Genomic DNA, 19,412 nt, shown 5'->3' with positions numbered 1-19,412 from the left:
CCAAGGGCGCGTCATGGCCTATCTGATCAACCGCCTTCTGTCCGTCGCCCTGACCCTGTTCCTGATCTCCGTCATCACCTTCGCCGTGACCAACATCCTGCCCGGCGACGTGGCGATGATGATCATGGGGACCCAGTCCAATCCCGAAGCACTCGCCGGCCTGCGCGAAAGCCTTGGCCTGAACGATCCGCAGATCGTGCAGTACGGCCGCTGGATCGGCGGCATCCTGACGGGCGACTGGGGCACGTCGCTGGTGTTCAAGGAACCCATCGGCCCGCTGATCGCGCAAAAGGTCACGGCCAGCGCGCTGATCGTCGTCATGTCGATGACCATCGCACTCGTCTGCGCCATTCCGCTGGGGGTCTGGGCCGCCGTCCACCGCGACCGCTGGCAGGACGGCACCGCCAGTACAGCGGCCCTGATCGGCGTCAGCCTGCCCGACTTCTTCTGGGGGATCATGCTGATCCTGCTCTTTGCCCGTGGCCTCGGCTGGCTGCCGTCCAGCGGTTTCGTGCACCCGGCCGACGATTTCACACTGGCGGTGCGGCACGCCTTCCTGCCGTCGCTGGCGCTGGGCCTGGGCCTGATGGCGCATCTGACCCGCATGACCCGCGCCACGATGACCGGCATTCTCGGGCAAGAGTTCATCCGCGTCGCCCGCGCCAAGGGCCTGTCAGAGCGCACGGTCGTCTGGCGCTACGGCCTTGCCAATGCCATCGGGCCGGTGCTGACCGTGGCGGGGCTGCAGGTCGGCTACCTCTTCGGGTCGATCATCGTGGTGGAAAGCCTGTTCAATTACACCGGCATGGGCTGGCTGACCTATCAGGCGCTGCTGAACCGCGACATACCCCTGATCCAGGGGTCGGTCTTCGTGATCGCCGCCGTGGTGATGCTGGCGAACCTTGCGGTGGACCTGCTCTATACCCTGATCGACCCGCGGATACGGCTGGCCTGATGCGCGGTTTCCTCACCCCCAAGGGCCTGATCGGCGCGGCCATCGTCATCATCGTCCTGGCGATCGCCGTGTTCGCCCCGCTGATCATTCCCGACAAGCTGGCGACGGCGATGGACATGCGCGCGCGCCTGTCGGGGCCGACACTGGCGCATCCCTTCGGCACGGACCAGCTGGGGCGCGACCTGTTCTATCGCGTGATGCTGGGCGCGCGGACCTCCGTCCTGATCGCCGGGTCCGCCGTGCTGATGAGCATCGTGATCGGCCTGCCGCTGGGCATCGTGTCGGGCTACTACGGCGGCGTCATCGACAACGTGCTGATGCGGCTCGTCGACACGCTGCTGAGCTTTCCCGCCCTGCTGCTGGCGCTGACGATCTCTGCCGTGCTGGGGCCGAACCTGACCAACACGATCATCGCCATAGGCATCGCCTTTACCCCCTTCCTTGCCCGCATCATCCGGGGCGAGGCGCTGCGCGTGGCGCAGATGCCCTATGTCGAGGCCGCGCGTGCCGCTGGCACGACCGACGCGATGATGATCGTGCGGCACATCCTGCCCAACATCATGCCGGCGATCATCGTGCAGGGCACGATCAGCCTCGCCTTCGCCATTCTGGCAGAAGCGGGTCTGTCGTTCCTCGGTCTCGGCACCCAGCCGCCGGATGCCAGCTGGGGGCTGATGATCCAGGCCAGCCGGGATTACCTCGACGTGGCGCCGTGGACGGCGCTGGTGCCGGGGGCTGCCGTCGCGCTGACGGTGCTGGGGCTGAACATGTTCGGTGACGTGCTGCGCGACGTGCTGGACCCGAGGACCACTTCATGACCGACCCCATCGTCACCCTCGACCGCCTGCGCGTCACCTTCGGCGCCGGCGATGCGACCGTCACCGCCGTGAAGGACGTCAGCTTTTCCATCGCGCCCGGCGAAACGGTCTGCGTCGTGGGCGAAAGCGGGTCCGGCAAGTCCGTCACCTCCCTCTCGCTGATGCGACTGGTGGAATTCGGCGGCGGGTCCATCGTCGACGGCCGCCTGACCCTGATGCGACCGGACGGCGCGGTCGATCTGGCGCAGGCGGACACAGCGACCATGCGCGGCATCCGGGGCCACGACATCGGCATGATCTTTCAAGAGCCGATGACCTCGCTGAACCCGGTCTTCACCATCGAGCGTCAGCTGACCGACGGCCTGCGCCTGCACCTTGGCCTGTCCGCCGCCGCCGCCCGCGACCGCGCGCTGGCCCTGCTGAAAGAGGTCCGCATCCCGGAACCGGAGCGGCGGCTGAAGCAGTATCCCCACGAGTTGTCCGGCGGCATGCGCCAACGGGTCGTGATCGCCATCGCCATGGCCTGCGCGCCCCGCCTGCTGATCGCGGATGAACCGACCACCGCGCTCGACGTGACGATCCAGGCCGAGATCCTCGCCCTCATCAACCGGCTGAAGCGCGAAAAGGGCATGGCGGTGATGTTCATCACCCACGACATGGCCGTGGTGGCGCAGATCGCCGACCGGGTCGTGGTCATGTACCGCGGCGACGTGGTGGAGGAAGGGCCGGTGGCCGACATCTTCGCCAATCCCAAGGCCGATTACACCAAGGCCCTGCTGGCCGCCGTGCCGCGACTGGGAGAGATGCGGGGCAAACCCGCGCCGGAGCCGCTGCGTCTGGTCGGCGACGACCGCGCGCCGCAGCCCCTGACCCCCGCCGCAAATCCCGAACCGTTGCTGGAGGTCAATCACCTGACGACCTACTTCCCGGTCCGGGGCGGCCCCCTGCGCCGCCACATTGCCAACATCCACGCGGTCGAGGATGTCAGCTTTACCCTCAACAAGGGCGAGACCCTGTCGCTGGTCGGTGAATCCGGTTGCGGCAAGTCGAGCTGCGGCCGGTCGATCCTGCGACTGGTCGAGCCCGCATCGGGCAGCGTGATCCTCGACCGCAAGGACGTGCTGGACCAGAACCCGCGCGACCTGCGGCGGCTGCGGCGCGACATGCAGATGATCTTTCAGGACCCCTTCGCCTCCCTCAATCCGTACATGCGGCTGTCGGCGCAGGTGGCAGAGCCATTGCGCAACTTCGGCCTTGCCGCGGGATCGGAGCTGACGGACCGGGTCGCGGCGCTCTTCGACCGGGTGGACCTGCCCCGCAGTTACCTGCGGCGGTTCCCGCACGAATTGTCCGGCGGCCAGCGGCAACGGGTCGCCATCGCCCGGGCGCTCGCCGTGAACCCCAAGCTCATCATCGCGGACGAGGCGGTCTCGGCCCTCGACGTCAGCGTGCAGGCGCAGGTGCTGAACCTGATGATGGAACTGCAGGCGGACCTCGGGCTGTCGTTCCTGTTCATCAGCCACGACATGGCGGTGGTGGAACGCGTCAGCCACCACGTCGCGGTGATGTATCTGGGCCGCATCGTGGAAATCGGCCCCCGCGCCGCGATCTTCGAAAACCCGCAGCACGCCTATACCCGCACCCTTCTGCGCGCCGTCCCGATCGCCGACCCGGGCACCCGCAAGCTGGACAGCGACCTCAGCTTCACGCCGATCCCCTCGCCGATGCACGATCTGACCTACCGCCCCGCGCCGTCGACCTACGACACCGTGGCGCCGGGGCACCTCGTCCTGCGGGAAAACGCATAGCGCTTCAGTCTAGGCTATCGCCCCGAAGCCGCGACCGAGCTTCGCCAGACCATCTCTGCCGACAGCCTGACCGTCTCGGCCTCGGTACCGGCGGCGGGACCAGACAGCCAGGCGACGCAGGCCTCGGCGATGGCGGTGACGGGCTGGCGGAACGTCGTCATGCCATAAGCCTCCCACCCCGCCTGCGGGATATCGTCGAAACCGATGACCGACAGGTCATCCGGCACTCGCAGGTTGAAACGATGGCGGGCCGCGTCGATCACACCGCAGGCCAGAAGGTCCGTCACGCAGAAGATGCCGTCGGGGCGGGCCTCGCGGCTGAACAGGTCGGTGCCAAGCGCAAGGCCGGTCTCGTAGGACGTGGCGCCGAAGACGGCCTCTATCGGCACCACGCCTTCCGCCGCGAGTACGGCGCGGAACCCCTTCGCGCGCGCCGCGAGGCTGGCGGTGGCGGAGGCAGAGCTTGCCAGCGCCGGCCGCTCGGATCCGACGCGCAGCAGGGTCCGCGCGGCGCGCGCGCCGGCCTCCTCGTCATCCAGACGCACGCGGATCGTGCCGGGCCAGGCCTCGTCCCGGTTGATCAGCACAAGGCGCAGGCCGTTGCGCAGGCACATGTCGGCCAGCGCGCGGTCGGGCATGCCCGACAGCACGATTGCCGCATCCGTGCGATACCCGATCGCCTGTTTCAACGCCGCCTCGACGCTGGCGTCGGACCGGTCCGTGTTGATCATCATCGCGACCTTGCCCGCGGTCTGCAGCCGGTCGGTCAGGGCGCTGACGAGGCGCGACCGGTAGGGCGTGTCGAGCTCTGCCACGATCAGCGCGACGATGCCGCTTTCGGCGCGGGTCAGGCCACGGGCAAGGTTGTTGACGTGATAGCCAAGGGCATCGGCCGCGGCGATGACCTTGGCGCGGGTCGCGGGCGATACGCTGGCGCCCGGCGTGAATGTCCGGCTGACGGCGGTGCGGGACACGCCCGCCGCCAGCGCCACGTCGCGCGCGCTGACGGCGCCCTTCTGCAACATCTCAGCCCCCATCCTCACATCCATTCTGCGCCAAACTGCACAGCGGTGCAAATCTCTTGATACGCCATATAGGCATATCTGGATAAGGATGAAAAGTTTGCCTTGACAGAAAGGCGCCTTTGCACGGAACCTGATGCACAGGCGTGCAATGTCGGGGAGGCGTCGCACGGACCAAGGGAGGAGACCCAAGATGACCAAGATGAAGATCGCTCTTCTGGGCAGTATCGTGGCGACCATGGCCACCGGGGCCGCGGCGGCAGAGCTGAACCTGATCTGTTCGGCGGACGTGGTGATCTGCGAGCGGCTGGTCGCGGATTTCGAAGGCAGTCACGACATCGACGTGAACATGGTGCGGCTGTCGTCCGGAGAGGCCTATGCCAAGATCCGGGCCGAAGGTCGCAACCCGCAGACCGACCTGTGGTGGGGCGGCACCGGAGACCCACACCTGCAGGCCGCCGCCGACGGGCTGACCGCCGAATACAAGTCGCCGATGCTGGACGAACTGCAACCCTGGGCCGTCAGCCAGGCCGAAACGTCAGGCTACCGCACGGTCGGCGTCTATTCCGGCGCGCTCGGCTGGGGCTACAATATCGAGATCTTCGAGAAGAAGGGCATCACACCCCCCGCCTGCTGGGCAGACCTGCTGGACCCCGGCCTGAAGGGCGAGATCCAGATCGCCGACCCCAACTCTTCCGGCACGGCCTACACCACGCTGGCGACGCTTGTGCAGCTGATGGGCGAGGACGAGGCCTTCGACTACCTGAAGAAGCTGAACGACAACGTGTCGCAATACACCAAGTCGGGCTCTGCCCCGGTCAAGGCTGCGGCGCGCGGCGAGACGGGGCTGGGCATCGTGTTCATGCATGACGCCGTCGCGCAGGCCGAGGAAGGTTTCCCCATCGCCGTCGTCGCCCCCTGCGAGGGCACCGGATACGAGATCGGGTCGATGTCGATGATCGAGGGCGCGCAGAACCCGGACGAGGCCAAGGTCTTCTACGACTGGGTGCTGGGCGCCGACGTCCAGTCGATCATGCCGGAGGCCGGATCGTACCAGATCCCGTCCAACAAGAACGCCAAGGCCCCCGAGGCCGCGCCCGACCTGTCGACGATCAAGCTGATCGACTACGACTTTGCCGAATACGGCGGCGCCGAACGGCGCTCTGCCCTGCTGGCGCGGTGGGATGCCGACGTGGGCGGCGCCGCGACCGAGTAAGGCCTGAATGGAGAGGGCGCTCGCGCCCTCTTCGACCCTTCCGCGAAAGACCATCCGATGATCCGCGACAACCGCCGGCTGGACCTGCTGCTGCTGGCCGCCCTGATCTCTTTCGTCATCCTGCCGTGGTATCGCCTGCGCAGCGGGTTTTTCGGCCTTGGATGGGTCGGCGATTACCTGACCGACGCCCGCGTCTGGCCCGGGGTCGCACAACTGGGTCAGTGGTGGCTCTGGCCAGTGCCGGTGATGCTTCTGGCCGCCGCGCTGCTGCGGCTGACCCTGCCACCCGCGCGGCGGGGTGGCTGGCTGGCAATCCTTGGGGCAGCCGGCATCGCGTGGATGATGACGCAGGGACTGTCCGTCGGCCTGCGCGGCTGGAACTGGGCCGCACTGAAGGCTTTGGGAGACGTCGGAGGTCAGCAGGCCTTCGGCGCCGGGGCCATCGGGATCCTGCTCTGCTTCGCCGGGCTCATCGCCTACGGTCTGGCAGAGCGCGGGGCGCTGAAGGGCGATGCCTTCGTGCTGGGGTCGATCACCCTGCTGATCGGCTTGGTGGCGCTCTTCGTCTTCTATCCGCTGGTGTCGATGTTCACCGGCGCGTTTCAGGACTTCGACGGCTCGTTCACCTCCGCAGGTGTCGCCCGCAACATCGGCGACCCCAAGATCTGGAGCCTGCGCTGCCTTTTCGGATCGGGCGGCTGCGGCGTGGCGTGGCGGACGTTCTTTCTGGCGTTGTCCACGGCGACCGGCACGACGCTGCTCGGGCTGGCCTTTGCACTGGTGGCGACGCGGATGCGGGTGCCGTTCAAGACCGGGCTGCGGCTGCTGACGGTGCTGCCGATCATCACGCCGCCCTTCGTCATCGGCCTCGCCCTGACGCTGATGCTGGGCCGCGCCGGCTTCGTCACGCAGTTCATCGAGGATGTGACGGGGTGGGAGCTGGGCCGCTGGCTCTATGGTCTGACCGGCATCTGGATCGCGCAGATGCTGTCCTTCACGCCGATCTCCTTCCTCGTGCTGATCGGCGTGGTCGAAGGCGTCAGCCCGTCGATGGAAGAGGCGAGCCAGACCATGCGCGCGTCGCGCTGGCGGACATTCCGCCGCGTGTCGCTGCCGTTGATGGCGCCGGGGATCGCCAACGCCTTCCTGATCAGCTTCATCGAGTCGATGGCCGACTTCGGCAACCCGCTTGTGCTGGGCGGCAACGGCGGCGTGCTGTCGACCGAGATCTTCTTCGCCGTCGTCGGCGCCCAGCACGACCCCGCCCGCGCTGCCGTGCTGGCGACGGTGCTGCTGGGCTTCACCCTGTCGGCTTTCCTTGCGCAGCGGCTGTGGCTGGGGCGGCGCAACTTTGCCACCGTGTCGGGCAAGGGCGACGGCGGCCGTCACGCCGCCCTGCCCCGCCGTGTTGCGTGGCCGGTGACCGTCGTGGTGTTCCTCTGGGCCGCCTTCACCGTCTTCGTCTACGGGCTGATCCTGTTCGGCGGCTTCGTGAAGATCTGGGGCCTCGACCACACCCTGACGCTGGAACACTACACCCGTGCCTTCTCGGTCGGTTGGCAAGGCGGGTTCGTCTGGACCGGTGTGGCGTGGAACAGCTTCTGGACCACGATGAAGATCGCGCTGATCGCGGCACCGCTGACGGCGGCCGTGGGGCTGCTGACGGCTTGGCTGATCGTGCGGCAAAGGTTCCCCGGGCGCGGCATCTTCGAATTCGCCCTGATGATGAGCTTTGCCATCCCCGGCACGGTCATCGGCATCAGCTACATCATGGCCTTCAACCTGCCGCCCGTGCAGATGACCGGCACGGCGATGATCCTGATCTTCTGCTTCGTCTTCCGCAACATGCCCGTCGGCGTGCGCGGCGGCGTCGCGGCGATGGCGCAGCTGGATGCCTCGCTCGACGAGGCGTCGCTGACCCTCGGCGCGTCCAGCCCGCGCACCCTGCGCCGGGTGATCCTGCCGCTGCTGCGCCCCGCGATCCTCGCGGCACTGGTCTATTCCTTCGTGCGGGCGATCACCTCGATCTCTGCCGTGATCTTCCTCGTCTCGGCGAAATACAACATGGCGACGGCCTATATCGTGGGTCTGGTCGAAAACGGCGAATACGGCATCGCGATCGCCTATTCCTCTGTCCTGATCGTCGTGATGATCGCCGTGATCGGGACATTCCAGCTGCTGGTCGGCGAACGCCGCCTGCGGCGCCAGATTGAGCCCGCCGTCCAGAAACGACCGAAAGAGGTGCAGGCATGACATCCCCCAGACGCGGCGCCGTCGCATTCGAGCACGTGCGCAAGGACTTCGGCGGCTTCACCGCGATCCCCGATCTCACGCTGCGGATCGAACCGGGCGAACTGGTGACGCTGCTGGGGCCGTCGGGCTGCGGCAAGACGACGACGCTGCGGATGCTCGCCGGGCTCGAAAGCCCGTCTGCGGGGCGCATCCTGATCGGCGGAGAGGACGTGACCCGCCTGCCCGCCAACCGGCGCGACGTGTCGATGGTGTTCCAGTCCTACGCGCTCTTCCCCCACATGACCATAGCACAGAACGTGGCCTATGGCCTTGAATCGGGTGGCATGAAGGCGGGGCCGGCACGGGATGCGGCGGACCGGGGCCTTGGCCTCGTCGGTCTCGACGGGATGGGCGAACGGCTGCCCTCGGAACTGTCCGGCGGGCAGCAGCAGCGGGTCGCCGTCGCCCGCGCGCTGGTGCTGGAACCGCAGGTCCTGCTGCTGGACGAGCCGCTGTCGAACCTCGACGCCCGCCTGCGCCGCCGGGTCCGGACCGAGATCCGGGACCTGCAGCAGCGGCTTGGCTTCACCGCCGTCTACGTCACCCACGATCAGGAGGAGGCGCTGGCCGTCTCCGACCGGATCGTCGTCATGCAGGACGGCCGCATCGCGCAGGAAGGCACGCCGCGCGCCCTCTACGAGCAGCCCGCATCGGATTTCATCGCCGACTTCATCGGCGAGGCGAACGTCGTCCCTTGCGAGGTCGACCGCGTCGCGGACGGGATGGCGACCGTCCGGGTCGGCGGGCTGACGCAGACCGTCCCGGCGCGTGACGCGGCCCCCGGCCCCGCACAGCTCTCCGTCCGGGCCAATGCGATCACCCTGCAGGAAGGCAACGGGCCCTTCGGCGGCAAAATCGTCTCTTCCGCCTACCTTGGCGATCATCTGGAATACGAGATCGAAACCGATGTCGGCCTGCTTTTCGCCATCGACGCCGAAGGGCATGCGCCCCTCCGGCCCGGAACGCCCGTCTCGCTCGGCTTTCGCCCGCGCGGCCTCGCCCTCATCGCCTGAAAGACACCATGGACCTGACCCACCGCCTGACCGTCGCCACCCAGATCGCCACCCGCGCGGGGGCGCTCGCTCTCCGCTATTTCCACGACCGCGACACCCTGCATGTAGAGGCCAAGCGCACCCTGCAGGACATGGTGTCGGAAGCCGACCGAGAGGTCGAGACCCTGATCCGCGACGCCCTGTCCGCCGCCTTTCCCGATGATGCCCTTCTGGGCGAAGAGCACGGGATAAGCGCCGGCACCTCCGGCCTGACCTGGGTGATCGACCCCATCGACGGCACGGCGCCGTTCCTTGCGGGCTTGCCCGGATGGTGCGTTTCGATCGGGGCCTGCGATGCGGACGGCCCGGTGATCGGCGTGATCGTCGCACCCGTGCTGGGCGAGACCTTCACCGCCGCCCGCGGCGTGCCCACCCGGCTGAACGGCGCGCCGGTGCGGGTGGCCCCGACACTGGACCTGACGACGGGCCTGCTGGGCATCGGGGCAAACGACCGCGTTGCGGCGGACAAGGTCGGCACCATGCTGGCGGACCTGATGGCCGCCGGGGCCAGCTGGACCCGCTATGGATCGGGGGCGCTGATGCTGGCATGGGTCGCGGCGGGTCGTCTGGTGGGCTACCTTGAACCGCGGATGAGCGCATGGGACTGCATGGCCGCCTATTGCCTGATCGAGCAGGCGGGCGGGCAGGTCCTCGCCTTTCCCCTCGACGACCGGATCACCCTGCCCGCCCCCGTCGCCGGCGCGCGGCCCGGCACCTATGACGAGATCCTGCGCCTGACACGCCTCGACGATCTGGCCTATTGGGAGGTCTGATCCGGCGGGCGGCGGGACCGGGCGCCCGGACGCCGATCCGTCCCGTGGCACGGCCTTGCGTGTTTCGCCGTTGGGAATAGTCTCTACCAAGGCCGTCATGCGACCCCAAGATCCTGTGTCGGCGCCGTGCCGTAGAAAGCGACCATGCAAGACCCGAACCTCGTGCTGTTCATCGTCCGTATCGCCGGCGCCGCGGCGCTGCTGATCTGGTCGGTGCGCCTCGTCCGCACCGGTGTGGAACGGGCCTTCGTCGTGGAGTTGCGGCAATGGCTGCGCCGGTCGGTACGCAGCCGCCTGCTCGCCGCCGGAACGGGCGTCGCTTCGGCCATCCTGCTCCAAAGCTCGACCGCCGTGGCCATTCTGGTCACCGGCTTCGTGGCCTCGGGCGCGGTGGCGGCGGCGGTCGGGCTGGCGATCCTGCTGGGCGCCGACATCGGATCTGCGGTCGTGGCCAAGATCCTGCTGGTCCGGCTGTCGGCGCTGGAACCCCTTCTGCTGCTGGCCGGTGTCGGCCTTTTCATGCGCAGTCCAAGCCAGCGCCTGCGGCAGACCGGGCGCATCCTGATCGGGCTCGCGCTGATCTTTCTGTCGCTGGACATGATCCGGGCCGCGACCGCGCCGCTGGTCGACAGCGCCGGGGCGGCGGCGGTGATGCAGTATCTGGGCCGCGACATCCTGACCGCTTTCCTGATTGGCGCGGGCTTCGCCTGGGTGGTGCATTCCAGTGTCGCCGCGGTGCTGCTGTTCGTGACGCTGGTGGCGCAGGGCCTGCTGCCGCAGTCGGCGGCCGTGGCGATGGTGCTGGGCGCCAACCTCGGCGGCTCATTGATCGCCTACCTGCTGACCTATGCCGCCCCGGTCGAGGCGCGGCGCATCGTGGTGTCGAACCTCGCGATCCGGGGCGGCGGCGCGGCGCTGGCGCTGTCCAGCCTGACGCTGGCGCAGCCGTCACTGGCCTGGCTTGGCGCGACGGAGGCCGCGGTCGTCATCAACCTGCACCTCGCGTTCAACCTCGTCGTGGCCCTCGTCGCCCTGCCCCTGCTGTCGCCCGTCATGCGCACGGCCGAGGCCGCGATGCCCCGGCGCCCGGACCCGGCCGCCCCCGATGGCCCCATGACGGCGCTCGACCCCGCCGCACTGGCCCACCCCGACCGCGCGCTGTCCTGTGCGGCGCGGGAAATCATGCACATGGGCGAGATCACCGAGACGATGCTACGATCGAGCGAGGCGATCTATCACGCATGGGACAAGGACACCGCCGACCGGATCACGAAGCAGGCCGCCGCGGTCCGGTCCATGCATTTCGACCTGAAGCTCTATCTGGCGCAACTGCACCGCACCGACCTTCACAAGGCGGCGGCCGACCGGTCGCTGCACCTGTCCACCGTCGCCGTGAACATCGAGGGTGCGGCGGACATGATCGCCAGAAACATGGTGCATCTGGCTCGCCGGCTAAACGCGGAGGGGCTGTCGTTCTCGGAGCAGGGCTCGGCCGAAATCGGCAGCTTTCATGACCGCGTGCAGGCCAACGTGCAACTGGCGCTAAGCGTGATGATGACCTCGAACCCCGCCGAAGCGCGCGAACTCGTCGCGCAGAAGGAGAAGGTGCGGACCATCGAACAGAACCTGCAGCGCCAGCACCTGCGCCGTCTGCAAGACGGTCGTGCCGACAGCATCGAGACCAGCAACATCCACCAGGAAACGCTGCGCGCCCTGAAATTCGTGAACACGGCCTTTTCGATGGTCGCCCACCCGATCCTGACGGAATCCGGCGATCTGCTCGAAAGCCGCCTCGCCGAGAAGGTCTGATGCGTTACGGCGACGGCCAGTGCCGAACCGGCGCGAACCTTCATCCTATCGATCTTTAAGGTAACTGGTCGGGGCGATAGGATTCGAACCTACGACCCTCTGTTCCCAAAACAGATGCGCTACCAGGCTGCGCTACGCCCCGAACCAAGCGCAGCCATAGCGAGCCTGCGGCCGGTTGGAAAGCACAAAATCAGTCGGTGCAGGGCAGCGCCGGATCCGGGCCGATCGCCGGGTGCTGCATCACGGCGCCGGGCGCGATGCCCAGCCGCCCCGCAAGGCCGCCGTTGATCTCGAGCACGTACTTGATCGCCTCGCCGCCGAAGATCGGCGTCTCGTCCAGCGGCACGGCCTTGGCGTGGACCGACTGAACCACCCCCGTCTCGTCCGCGAAGATCATGTCGAGCGGGATCAGCGTGTTGCGCATCCAGAAGCTCGCGACCTGCGGTTCCTCGTAGACGAAAAGCATGCCCGTCATTGTCGGCATCTCCGGCACGTTCATCAGCCCCTTGGCCCGGCCCGCGGCATCGTCGGCCACAGCGACGGCAAAGCGGGCCTGACCGAAGTCGCCCTTCAGCGTCACCGCATCGGCGGCACAACCCGCCCGCGCCATGCCACCGGTCGTCAACCCGCCGCAGACAAGCGCCGCCGCAATCATTGCTCTCATGCCTTCAATCCCGAATCCCATGACATCACCTCGATCGCCATGCGCCCGCGGCGTCCCTGCATCACGCGCAGGCTGACCGCCTCGCCGGTGGCGAGGTCGGCGAAACCGCTCCGCCGCAACACCTCGATATGTACGAAGATGTCGTCGGACTGGCCAAACACGTTTGCGAAACCGAAGCCCTTGGACTTGTCGAACCACTTGATGCGCGCCGGTTCCAGCGGGCAGCGGGCGATATCCTCGGCGGTCACGTCCTCCATGTCGGCCAGTGGCACGAGGTTCACATGGTCCGGCGGGCTGATCGACAGGATGCGGTCGGCTTGCGACCCGCGGGGCGTGCTGACGACGGACATCTCGACCCGCGCGCCCTCTGCCACGGACCCCTGACCGAAGTTGCGCAGGACATTGGCGTGCAGCAGCACATCCGGCCCGCCGCCATCGCGCAGGACGAATCCGAACCCCTTGGCGGGATCGAACCACTTGACCTGACCGGTCACCGTACTGGTGGAATCGTCGGAGTCCATGTCTTCAATCTCGCTCCTGCGGGGGCCGACGCAAGCGGGCGGCCCCCTCGTTTGTCGGTCGCGGCCGGATCGCCCCGGCCCCGGCGGCGTATGTCACGGCGACAGTCGGGTGATGTCCCACCCGCCGGTCGTGCCCGCGCCCCGGGTCCATCGAAATCGGTCGTGCAGCCGGTTGGGGCCATCCGCCCAGAATTCGACGGCCTCCGGCACGATCCTGAAACCACCCCAGAACGGGGGACGATCCGGCGCGTCCCCGAAAGTCTGGCGCATCTTCTCCAATTTGTCCATCAGAACGGCACGGTTGGCCAACGGATTGGACTGTGCCGAGGCCCACGCCCCGAGGCGGCTGTCGAGCGCGCGTCCCGCGTAATAGGCATCCGCCTGCGGCCCGTCCTCGCGCGTGACGGTGCCGCGCACCCTGATCTGGCGGCGCAGGGACTTCCAGTGCATGACGAAAGCCGCCTTGCCGGAGGTCGCGATCTCGCGCCCCTTGGCGCTGTCGTAGTTGGTGAAGAAGACGAAGGCCGCGTCCTCGATCCGGCGCAGCAGGACGATCCGCACGTTGGGCATGCCGTCCGGGTCGACCGTGGCAAGGGCGACCGCGTCCGGATCGTTCACCTCGGTCCGGCGGGCATGGTCCAGCCAGTCCCGTGCCAGCACGAAAGGGTCGTCGCCCGCGAAGATGCCGTCTCTGTCGTTCATGGTCCCGCCTTCATTTCGATCTTCTAAGGGAGGCATCGACCGCTCACAAGGCCGTGTCGGTGCGCCGGCGCTTGAAGCAGGGCGGCTCATCGCCTAAACCCGGCAGCAACTCCGTTGCTTACCCCAAGGACAGATCAGGATGACGTCGCAATTGATGGCAGGAAAACGCGGGCTCATCATGGGGCTGGCGAACGACAAATCGATTGCATGGGGGATTGCGCGGGCGCTGTCCGACGCAGGCGCGGAACTTGCCTTTTCCTACCAGGGCGATGCGCTGAAGAAACGGGTCGATCCGCTCGCCGCCTCGCTCGGGTCCGCGCTGGTCCTGCCCTGCGACGTGGGCGACGAGGCGTCGATCGATGCGCTCTTCGACAGCCTCAAGGCGGAGTGGGGCACGATGGACTTCATCGTCCACGCCATCGGCTTCTCCGACAAGAACGAGCTGCGCGGCCGCTACGTCGACACCTCGCGCCAGAACTTCCTGACCTCGATGGACATCTCCGTCTTCTCCTTTACCGCCGTCGTGAAACGCGCGGCCGCGATGATGACCGAGGGCGGATCGGCCCTGACGCTGACTTACTACGGTGCCGAAAAGGTCATGCCGCACTACAACGTCATGGGCGTCGCCAAGGCGGCACTGGAAGCTTCCGTCCGCTACATGGCCGAGGATCTGGGCAAGGACGGCATCCGCGTGAACGCCATTTCCGCAGGCACGATCAAGACGCTCGCCGCGTCAGGCATCGGCGACTTCCGCCTGATCATGAAGTGGAACGAATACAACGCCCCCCTGCGCCGCACCGTCACGCAGGAGGAGGTGGGCAAATCCGCGCTCTACCTGCTGTCCGACCTCGGGTCCGCCGTGACCGGCGAGGTGCTGCACGTCGACGCGGGCTACCACGTCGTCGGCATGAAGGCCGTCGATGCCCCGGACGTGACCAAGGAATGACGCTGGCGGCCTTCGCGACGGTCGTGCTGATCCACCTCGCGGCAGCGATCTCGCCGGGGCCGTCCTTCGTCGTGGCCCTGCGGGTCGCAGCGGCCGAAGGCTTTCGCGTGGCCGCAGCGCTGGCGCTCGGCTTCGGCTGCGGTGCCCTGCTCTGGGCGACGGCGGCGATGGCCGGGCTGGCGCTGGTGTTCGAGGTGCTGCCGCCCGTTTTCGTCGCGCTGAAGGTCATCGGCGCCGCCTTCCTGATCTACCTTGCGGTACAGATGTGGCGCCACGCCGCCCGGCCGATGGCCCGCCCCGACACGGAAGCGGCGCCGCGCTCTGCCGGTCAGGCGATCCGGTTCGGCTTCCTCACCTTCGCCAGCAACCCCAAACCGGCCGTCTTCTTCGGCGCGGTCTTCGTGAACCTGATCCCCGCGGGCACGCCGCTCGCGTGGAAGGCCGCGATTCTCGCCGCCGTCTTCGTGAACGAGACACTGTGGTATCTCGTCGTCGCCCGCGTCTTTTCCCTGCCGCGCCCGCGTGCCGCCTATGCGCGGGCCAAGGCGTGGATCGACCGCGGCTTCGGTACCCTCCTCGCCCTGCTGGGCGCCAAGATCGCCCTGACCTGAAGGACACTGCCATGCCAATCGCCAAAGACCCCAGCCGCCTCCCCCACGAAAAGGGCTTTCACATCAGCTGGGACCAGATCCACCGCGACAGTCGCGCGCTGGCCTGGCGGCTGGACGGCCATGGCCCCGACGACGGCGGCTGGCGCGCGGTCGTGGCGATCACCCGCGGCGGCATGGCGCCCGCGATGATCGTGGCGCGAGAGCTCGACATCCGCACCGTGGACACGATCAGCATCAAATCCTACGACCACCAGCAGCAGTCGGACGCCAAGGTCCTGAAATCGCCCGACGCCGCGATCATGGGCGACGGCACCGGCATCCTGATCGTCGATGACCTCGTCGATTCCGGCCGCACGCTAGAGGTCGTCCGCGCCCTTTACCCGCAGGCCCATTTCGCGACGGTCTACGCCAAGCCCAAGGGCCGCCCGCAGGTCGACACCTTCATCACCGAGGTCAGCCAGGATACCTGGATCTTCTTCCCCTGGGACATGGCCCTGCAATATGTCGAGCCCTACCGCGGCAGGGACTGACACCGTGCCATCGCCCCGGCGCGACCGGCAGATCGAATGGGCCTTCCGCCTGTCGCTGCTGGGCAAGGCGGCGCTGGCCATCCTGCAGATCACCGGCGGCCTGTTCCTGCTGGTCATGCCGGGCGACACGATCCGCGCGACCGCGGCGGCGCTGACGGGCAGCGAACTGGTCCGCGATCCGACGGACCGCATCGCCCGCGCCATCATGCACTGGGCCACCACCCTCAACCCGGCAGGAGAGCACTTCTACATCGTCTACCTCTTGGGTCACGGCGCCATCCACGTCATCGTCGTGACCGCCCTGCTGATGAAGTCGCGGATCGCCTACCCCTTCTCGCTGGCGACCCTGATGGCCTTCGTGGCCTATCAGACGTGGGAATGGCTGCACACCTTCGACCCCGCCCTGCTGGTCCTGACCGCCATCGACGTCTGCGTCATCACGATCGTCATCCTCGAACACCGCCTGACGCGGCGGCCGTGATGCCCTTGCCCTCGGCAGGCGCATCGGTAACGTGGCAGCCGGACAGCGGCGTCCTGTCGTCCTCGCTTTTTTGAAAGTACTTCCGCCGGAGGCTCCGGCCCAAAGGACAGATCATGAGCATCCCCCGCACCGCCACCACCTTCGCCCCGCCCGTGATGGAGGCGCGGCGCTGGCTCGACGGCGTCACGCATCCCGTTGACCGGCCCTTGCTGAACGTCTCTCAGGCCGCCCCCGTCGACGCGCCCCCCGCCCCGATGCTGGAGGCGATGGCGCAGATCGTGCTGACCGACCCCGCGGCGCACCTCTACGGCCCGGTCCTGGGCCTGCCGGACCTGCGCGCCGCCATCGCCGACCGCTGGTCGCAATCCTATGGTGGCCACGTCGGGCCGGATCAGGTCGCGATCACCTCGGGCTGCAATCAGGCCTTCGCCGCCGCCATCGCGACGCTGTGCGGCGAAGGGGACGAGGTGATCCTGCCGGTGCCCTACTACTTCAACCACGCCATGTGGCTCGACATGTCCGGCGTCGCCACGGTGCCGCTGCCGACCGGCCCCGGCCTGATCCCGAATGCGGACGCCGCTGCCGCGCTGATCACCGACCGCACCCGCGCCATCGCCCTCGTCAGCCCCAACAATCCGGGCGGCGTGGAATACCCGGCCGCCACCCTCTCGGCCTTTCGCGACCTGTGCCGCAGCCGCGGCATCGCCCTGATCCTCGACGAGACCTACCGCGATTTCGACAGCCGGACCGGTGCGGCGCACGATCTCTTCACCGATCCCGGCTGGGACGACACGCTGATCCAGCTCTACTCCTTTTCCAAGGCCTACCGTCTGACCGGCCACCGCGTCGGTGCGATCACCGGCAGTCCTGCGCGTCTGGCCGAGGTCGAGAAGTTCCTCGACACCGTCGCGATCTGTCCCAATCAGCTGGGCCAGCGCGCCGCCCTCTGGGGCATGCGCAACCTCGACCGGTGGCTGGCGGGCGAACGGGCCGAGATCCTCGACCGCCGCGCCGCGATCACCGATCATTTCCCGCAACTCGCCGAACGGGGCTGGCGGCTGGCGGGCTGTGGCGCCTATTTCGCCTATCTGGAACACCCTTTCGAGCTACCGTCGGACCGGCTGGCGCAGGCGCTCGTCGCCGGGGCCGGCATCCTGTGCCTGCCCGGCACCATGTTCCGCCCCGCCGCGGACCCCGCAGGCCGGCGCGAACTGCGGATCGCCTTCGCCAACATCGACCGCGCCGGGATCGTCGAATTGTTCGCACGTCTGGCGGCCTTTGCCCCCTGACCCTTGCACGCGGGGCACGGCCCTCTTATGCAAGCGCGACGCATACCGCAGGGGGGCTTGCCGATCATGGCTGACAAGAAAAAGCGCACACCGATCGCCGTCTGGATCGTGATGATCCTGATCGTCGGCGGCCTGCTGGGGTTCGGCACCGGCGGCTTCTCCGGCTCCGTCCAGCGGATCGGCACGGCGGGATCGAAGGACATCTCGATCGCGTCCTACCAGAACGCCCTGAACGAACAGCTGCGCGCGATCGAGGCGCAGGTCGGCAGCCGCGTGACCTTCCAGCAGGCACAGTCCATGGGCCTCGACCGCAGCGTGCTGTCACAGGTCGTCACCCAGCGCACCCTCGACAACGAGGCGGCGGAACTGGGCCTGTCCGTCGGTGACGCCCGCGTCCGCGACGAGGTGCTACGCAACCCCGCCTTCCAGTCCCTGTCCGGCAGCTTCGACCGCGAGGCCTATGCCAGCGCGCTGCGCCGCGTTGGCCTGACGGAGAAGGACTACGAGACCAGCATCCGCGACGACATGACCCGCACCCTGCTTCAGGGCGCCGTGGTCGGCGGCATCCCGGCGGCGCCGGTCTATGCGGACACCATCGCGACCTTTCTGGGCGAAACGCGCAACATCGTCACCGCTCCCGTCACGGCGGATCAGCTGACCACGCCGGTGCCCGGCCCGACGGATGCGGACCTCAAGACCTTCTACGACGAAAACCCCGACATGTTCACCGCCCCCGAAGTGCGCAAGATCACCTACGCCCTGCTGACGCCCGACATGCTGGCCGACAAGGTCACCGTGGACGACGCGCAGGTGCAGGACCTTTACGACCAGCGCATCGACACCTTCCGCCAGCCGGAACGCCGTCTCGTCGAACGCCTCGTCTTCGCGACGGAAGAGGATGCGGCAGCTGCCAAGGCCGAACTTGATGCCGGCGCCACGACCTTCGACGACCTCGTCAGCGCGCGCGGCCTTGCGATGGCGGACGTCGATCTGGGTGACGTCGCGGTGGGCGATCTGGGTGCGGCGGGCGAGCCCGTCTTCGCCGCCGCCACCGGCGACACCGTCGGCCCGCTCGACAGCGACCTCGGCCCCGCACTCTTTCGCGTGAATGCCGTCCTTGCGGCAGAGGAGACGTCCTTCGAGGAGGCCGCGCCGGAATTGCGCGATGAACTGGCCACCACGCAGGCCCGCCGGGTGATCCAGACCGACGCCGAGACGATCAACGACCTGATCGCCGGTGGCGCCACGCTGGACGATCTGGCGGAACGCACCGACCTCGAACTCGGGACGATGGACTTCACCGCCGACAGCACCGACGGGCCCGCCGCCTACGAGGCGTTCCGCACCGCCGCCGCCGCCGCGACGGAAGGCGCCTACCCGACGCTGGTGAACCTCGACGACGGTGGCATCTTCGCCCTGCGTCTGGACAGCGTGACGCCGCCCGCGGTCGAACCGCTGGATCAGGTCCGCGACCGGCTGGAGGCCGCTTGGCGCGCCGCCGCCGAGAAGACCGCCGTGCTGGCCCGCGCCGAGGAGATCGCCGCCACCGTCGCCGCGGATACGGATCTGACCACGCTCGGCCTGACGCCCACGGTCAGCGACAACCTGACCCGCGGCAGCTTCGTCGCGGACACGCCGCAGGATTTCATGACCACCGTGTTCGAAATGCAGCCCGCAGAGACCCGCGCCCTGCCGACCGAGACCGGCGCCATCATCGTGCGCCTGAACGCCGTGACCCCCGCAGACCTGTCGTCGGAGCGTCTGACGGCACAGGCCTCCGACATCACGCAGCAGGCCTCTGCCGGGATCGCACAGGACATCTTCGACGCCTACGCCGAGGCGATCCGCGCGCGCACCGATGTCGTGATCGACCAGTCGGCGGTGAACGCGGTCAACGCCCAGCTTCAGTAAAGGACGGCCCGC

18 protein-coding genes and 1 tRNA gene are annotated in these 19,412 nt (G+C 68.0%); 14 read left to right on the top strand and 5 right to left on the bottom strand.

The window, feature by feature from the left end; translation table 11 throughout:
• Nucleotides 1-13 precede the first annotated feature (13 nt).
• The 3 genes from BUA54_RS01590 to BUA54_RS01580 are packed head-to-tail and all read left to right on the top strand — an operon-like array spanning nt 14 to nt 3,581.
• The gene (locus tag BUA54_RS01590; protein ID WP_072855450.1) at nt 14-955 is read left to right on the top strand and encodes an ABC transporter permease; all 942 of its coding nucleotides are present in this window, start codon (nt 14-16) and stop codon (nt 953-955) included.
• Nucleotides 955-1,773: an ABC transporter permease gene (locus BUA54_RS01585; RefSeq protein WP_072855449.1), complete on the top strand. Its 819-nt coding sequence runs from the start codon at nt 955-957 to the stop codon at nt 1,771-1,773. The genes BUA54_RS01590 and BUA54_RS01585 overlap by 1 nt, the downstream gene beginning before the upstream one ends.
• A complete protein-coding gene (locus BUA54_RS01580) occupies nt 1,770-3,581 on the top strand; it encodes an ABC transporter ATP-binding protein (protein ID WP_072855448.1) in 1,812 nt (603 codons plus the stop codon). Before BUA54_RS01585 ends, BUA54_RS01580 begins: the two co-directional genes overlap by 4 nt.
• 14 nt (nt 3,582-3,595) lie before the next feature.
• Here BUA54_RS01580 and BUA54_RS01575 read toward each other — a convergent pair whose 3' ends face one another.
• Nucleotides 3,596-4,618, bottom strand: coding sequence for a LacI family DNA-binding transcriptional regulator (locus BUA54_RS01575; protein ID WP_245810538.1), 1,023 nt, complete (start codon nt 4,616-4,618; stop codon nt 3,596-3,598).
• Nucleotides 4,619-4,796: 178 nt separating this feature from the next.
• Here BUA54_RS01575 and BUA54_RS01570 point away from each other — a divergent pair, with 178 nt between their 5' ends.
• From BUA54_RS01570 to BUA54_RS01550, 5 genes are all read left to right on the top strand, one after another.
• Nucleotides 4,797-5,819: an ABC transporter substrate-binding protein gene (locus BUA54_RS01570; protein ID WP_072855446.1), complete on the top strand. Its 1,023-nt coding sequence runs from the start codon at nt 4,797-4,799 to the stop codon at nt 5,817-5,819.
• 57 nt (nt 5,820-5,876) lie between these two features.
• Nucleotides 5,877-8,072 carry an ABC transporter permease gene (locus tag BUA54_RS01565; RefSeq protein WP_084113994.1) on the top strand — a complete coding sequence of 732 codons (2,196 nt, stop codon included), beginning with the start codon at nt 5,877-5,879 and terminating at the stop codon, nt 8,070-8,072.
• Nucleotides 8,069-9,124: an ABC transporter ATP-binding protein gene (locus BUA54_RS01560; RefSeq protein ID WP_072855445.1), complete on the top strand. Its 1,056-nt coding sequence runs from the start codon at nt 8,069-8,071 to the stop codon at nt 9,122-9,124. The genes BUA54_RS01565 and BUA54_RS01560 overlap by 4 nt, the downstream gene beginning before the upstream one ends.
• Before the next feature lie 8 nt (nt 9,125-9,132).
• A complete protein-coding gene (locus tag BUA54_RS01555; RefSeq protein WP_072855444.1) occupies nt 9,133-9,936 on the top strand; it encodes an inositol monophosphatase family protein in 804 nt (267 codons plus the stop codon).
• Nucleotides 9,937-10,080: 144 nt separating this feature from the next.
• Nucleotides 10,081-11,745, top strand: a complete 1,665-nt coding sequence (locus BUA54_RS01550) for a Na/Pi cotransporter family protein (protein WP_072855443.1) — start codon at nt 10,081-10,083, stop codon at nt 11,743-11,745.
• A gap of 65 nt (nt 11,746-11,810) precedes the next feature.
• Here BUA54_RS01550 and BUA54_RS01545 read toward each other — a convergent pair.
• The 4 genes from BUA54_RS01545 to pdxH form a co-directional block, all read right to left on the bottom strand.
• A tRNA-Pro gene (locus BUA54_RS01545) sits at nt 11,811-11,887 on the bottom strand.
• 48 nt (nt 11,888-11,935) lie between these two features.
• Nucleotides 11,936-12,409: a DUF192 domain-containing protein gene (locus BUA54_RS01540; RefSeq protein WP_072855442.1), complete on the bottom strand. Its 474-nt coding sequence runs from the start codon at nt 12,407-12,409 to the stop codon at nt 11,936-11,938.
• Complete coding sequence (locus BUA54_RS01535) at nt 12,406-12,930, bottom strand: cold-shock protein (RefSeq protein WP_072855441.1); 525 nt, start codon at nt 12,928-12,930, stop codon at nt 12,406-12,408. The genes BUA54_RS01540 and BUA54_RS01535 overlap by 4 nt, the downstream gene beginning before the upstream one ends.
• 93 nt (nt 12,931-13,023) lie before the next feature.
• On the bottom strand, nt 13,024-13,632 hold the full coding sequence (gene pdxH / locus BUA54_RS01530) for a pyridoxamine 5'-phosphate oxidase (RefSeq protein ID WP_072855440.1): 609 nt from the start codon (nt 13,630-13,632) through the stop codon (nt 13,024-13,026).
• 139 nt (nt 13,633-13,771) lie between these two features.
• Between pdxH and fabI the strand changes: the two genes are divergently transcribed.
• The 6 genes from fabI to BUA54_RS01500 all read left to right on the top strand — a co-directional run bounded on the left by fabI (nt 13,772) and on the right by BUA54_RS01500 (nt 19,400).
• Complete coding sequence (gene fabI / locus BUA54_RS01525; RefSeq protein ID WP_072855439.1) at nt 13,772-14,578, top strand: enoyl-ACP reductase FabI; 807 nt, start codon at nt 13,772-13,774, stop codon at nt 14,576-14,578.
• The gene (locus BUA54_RS01520) at nt 14,575-15,189 is read left to right on the top strand and encodes a LysE family translocator (RefSeq protein WP_072855438.1); all 615 of its coding nucleotides are present in this window, start codon (nt 14,575-14,577) and stop codon (nt 15,187-15,189) included. The genes fabI and BUA54_RS01520 overlap by 4 nt, the downstream gene beginning before the upstream one ends.
• An 11-nt stretch (nt 15,190-15,200) precedes the next feature.
• The gene (gpt, locus tag BUA54_RS01515) at nt 15,201-15,719 is read left to right on the top strand and encodes a xanthine phosphoribosyltransferase (RefSeq protein ID WP_072855437.1); all 519 of its coding nucleotides are present in this window, start codon (nt 15,201-15,203) and stop codon (nt 15,717-15,719) included.
• A 4-nt stretch (nt 15,720-15,723) separates the two neighbouring features.
• A complete protein-coding gene (locus BUA54_RS01510) occupies nt 15,724-16,200 on the top strand; it encodes a DUF2127 domain-containing protein (RefSeq protein WP_072855436.1) in 477 nt (158 codons plus the stop codon).
• 113 nt (nt 16,201-16,313) lie between these two features.
• Nucleotides 16,314-17,489, top strand: coding sequence for an aminotransferase (locus BUA54_RS01505; RefSeq protein ID WP_072855435.1), 1,176 nt, complete (start codon nt 16,314-16,316; stop codon nt 17,487-17,489).
• Nucleotides 17,490-17,555: 66 nt separating this feature from the next.
• Complete coding sequence (locus tag BUA54_RS01500; RefSeq protein WP_072855434.1) at nt 17,556-19,400, top strand: peptidyl-prolyl cis-trans isomerase; 1,845 nt, start codon at nt 17,556-17,558, stop codon at nt 19,398-19,400.
• Nucleotides 19,401-19,412 lie beyond the last annotated feature (12 nt).

Origin of the sequence: Loktanella atrilutea (assembly GCF_900128995.1) — a bacterium.
GTDB classification, from domain to species: domain Bacteria; phylum Pseudomonadota; class Alphaproteobacteria; order Rhodobacterales; family Rhodobacteraceae; genus Loktanella; species Loktanella atrilutea.
Note: the sequence above shows the minus strand (reverse complement) of the source record. Positions and strands in the feature narration are given on the sequence as shown.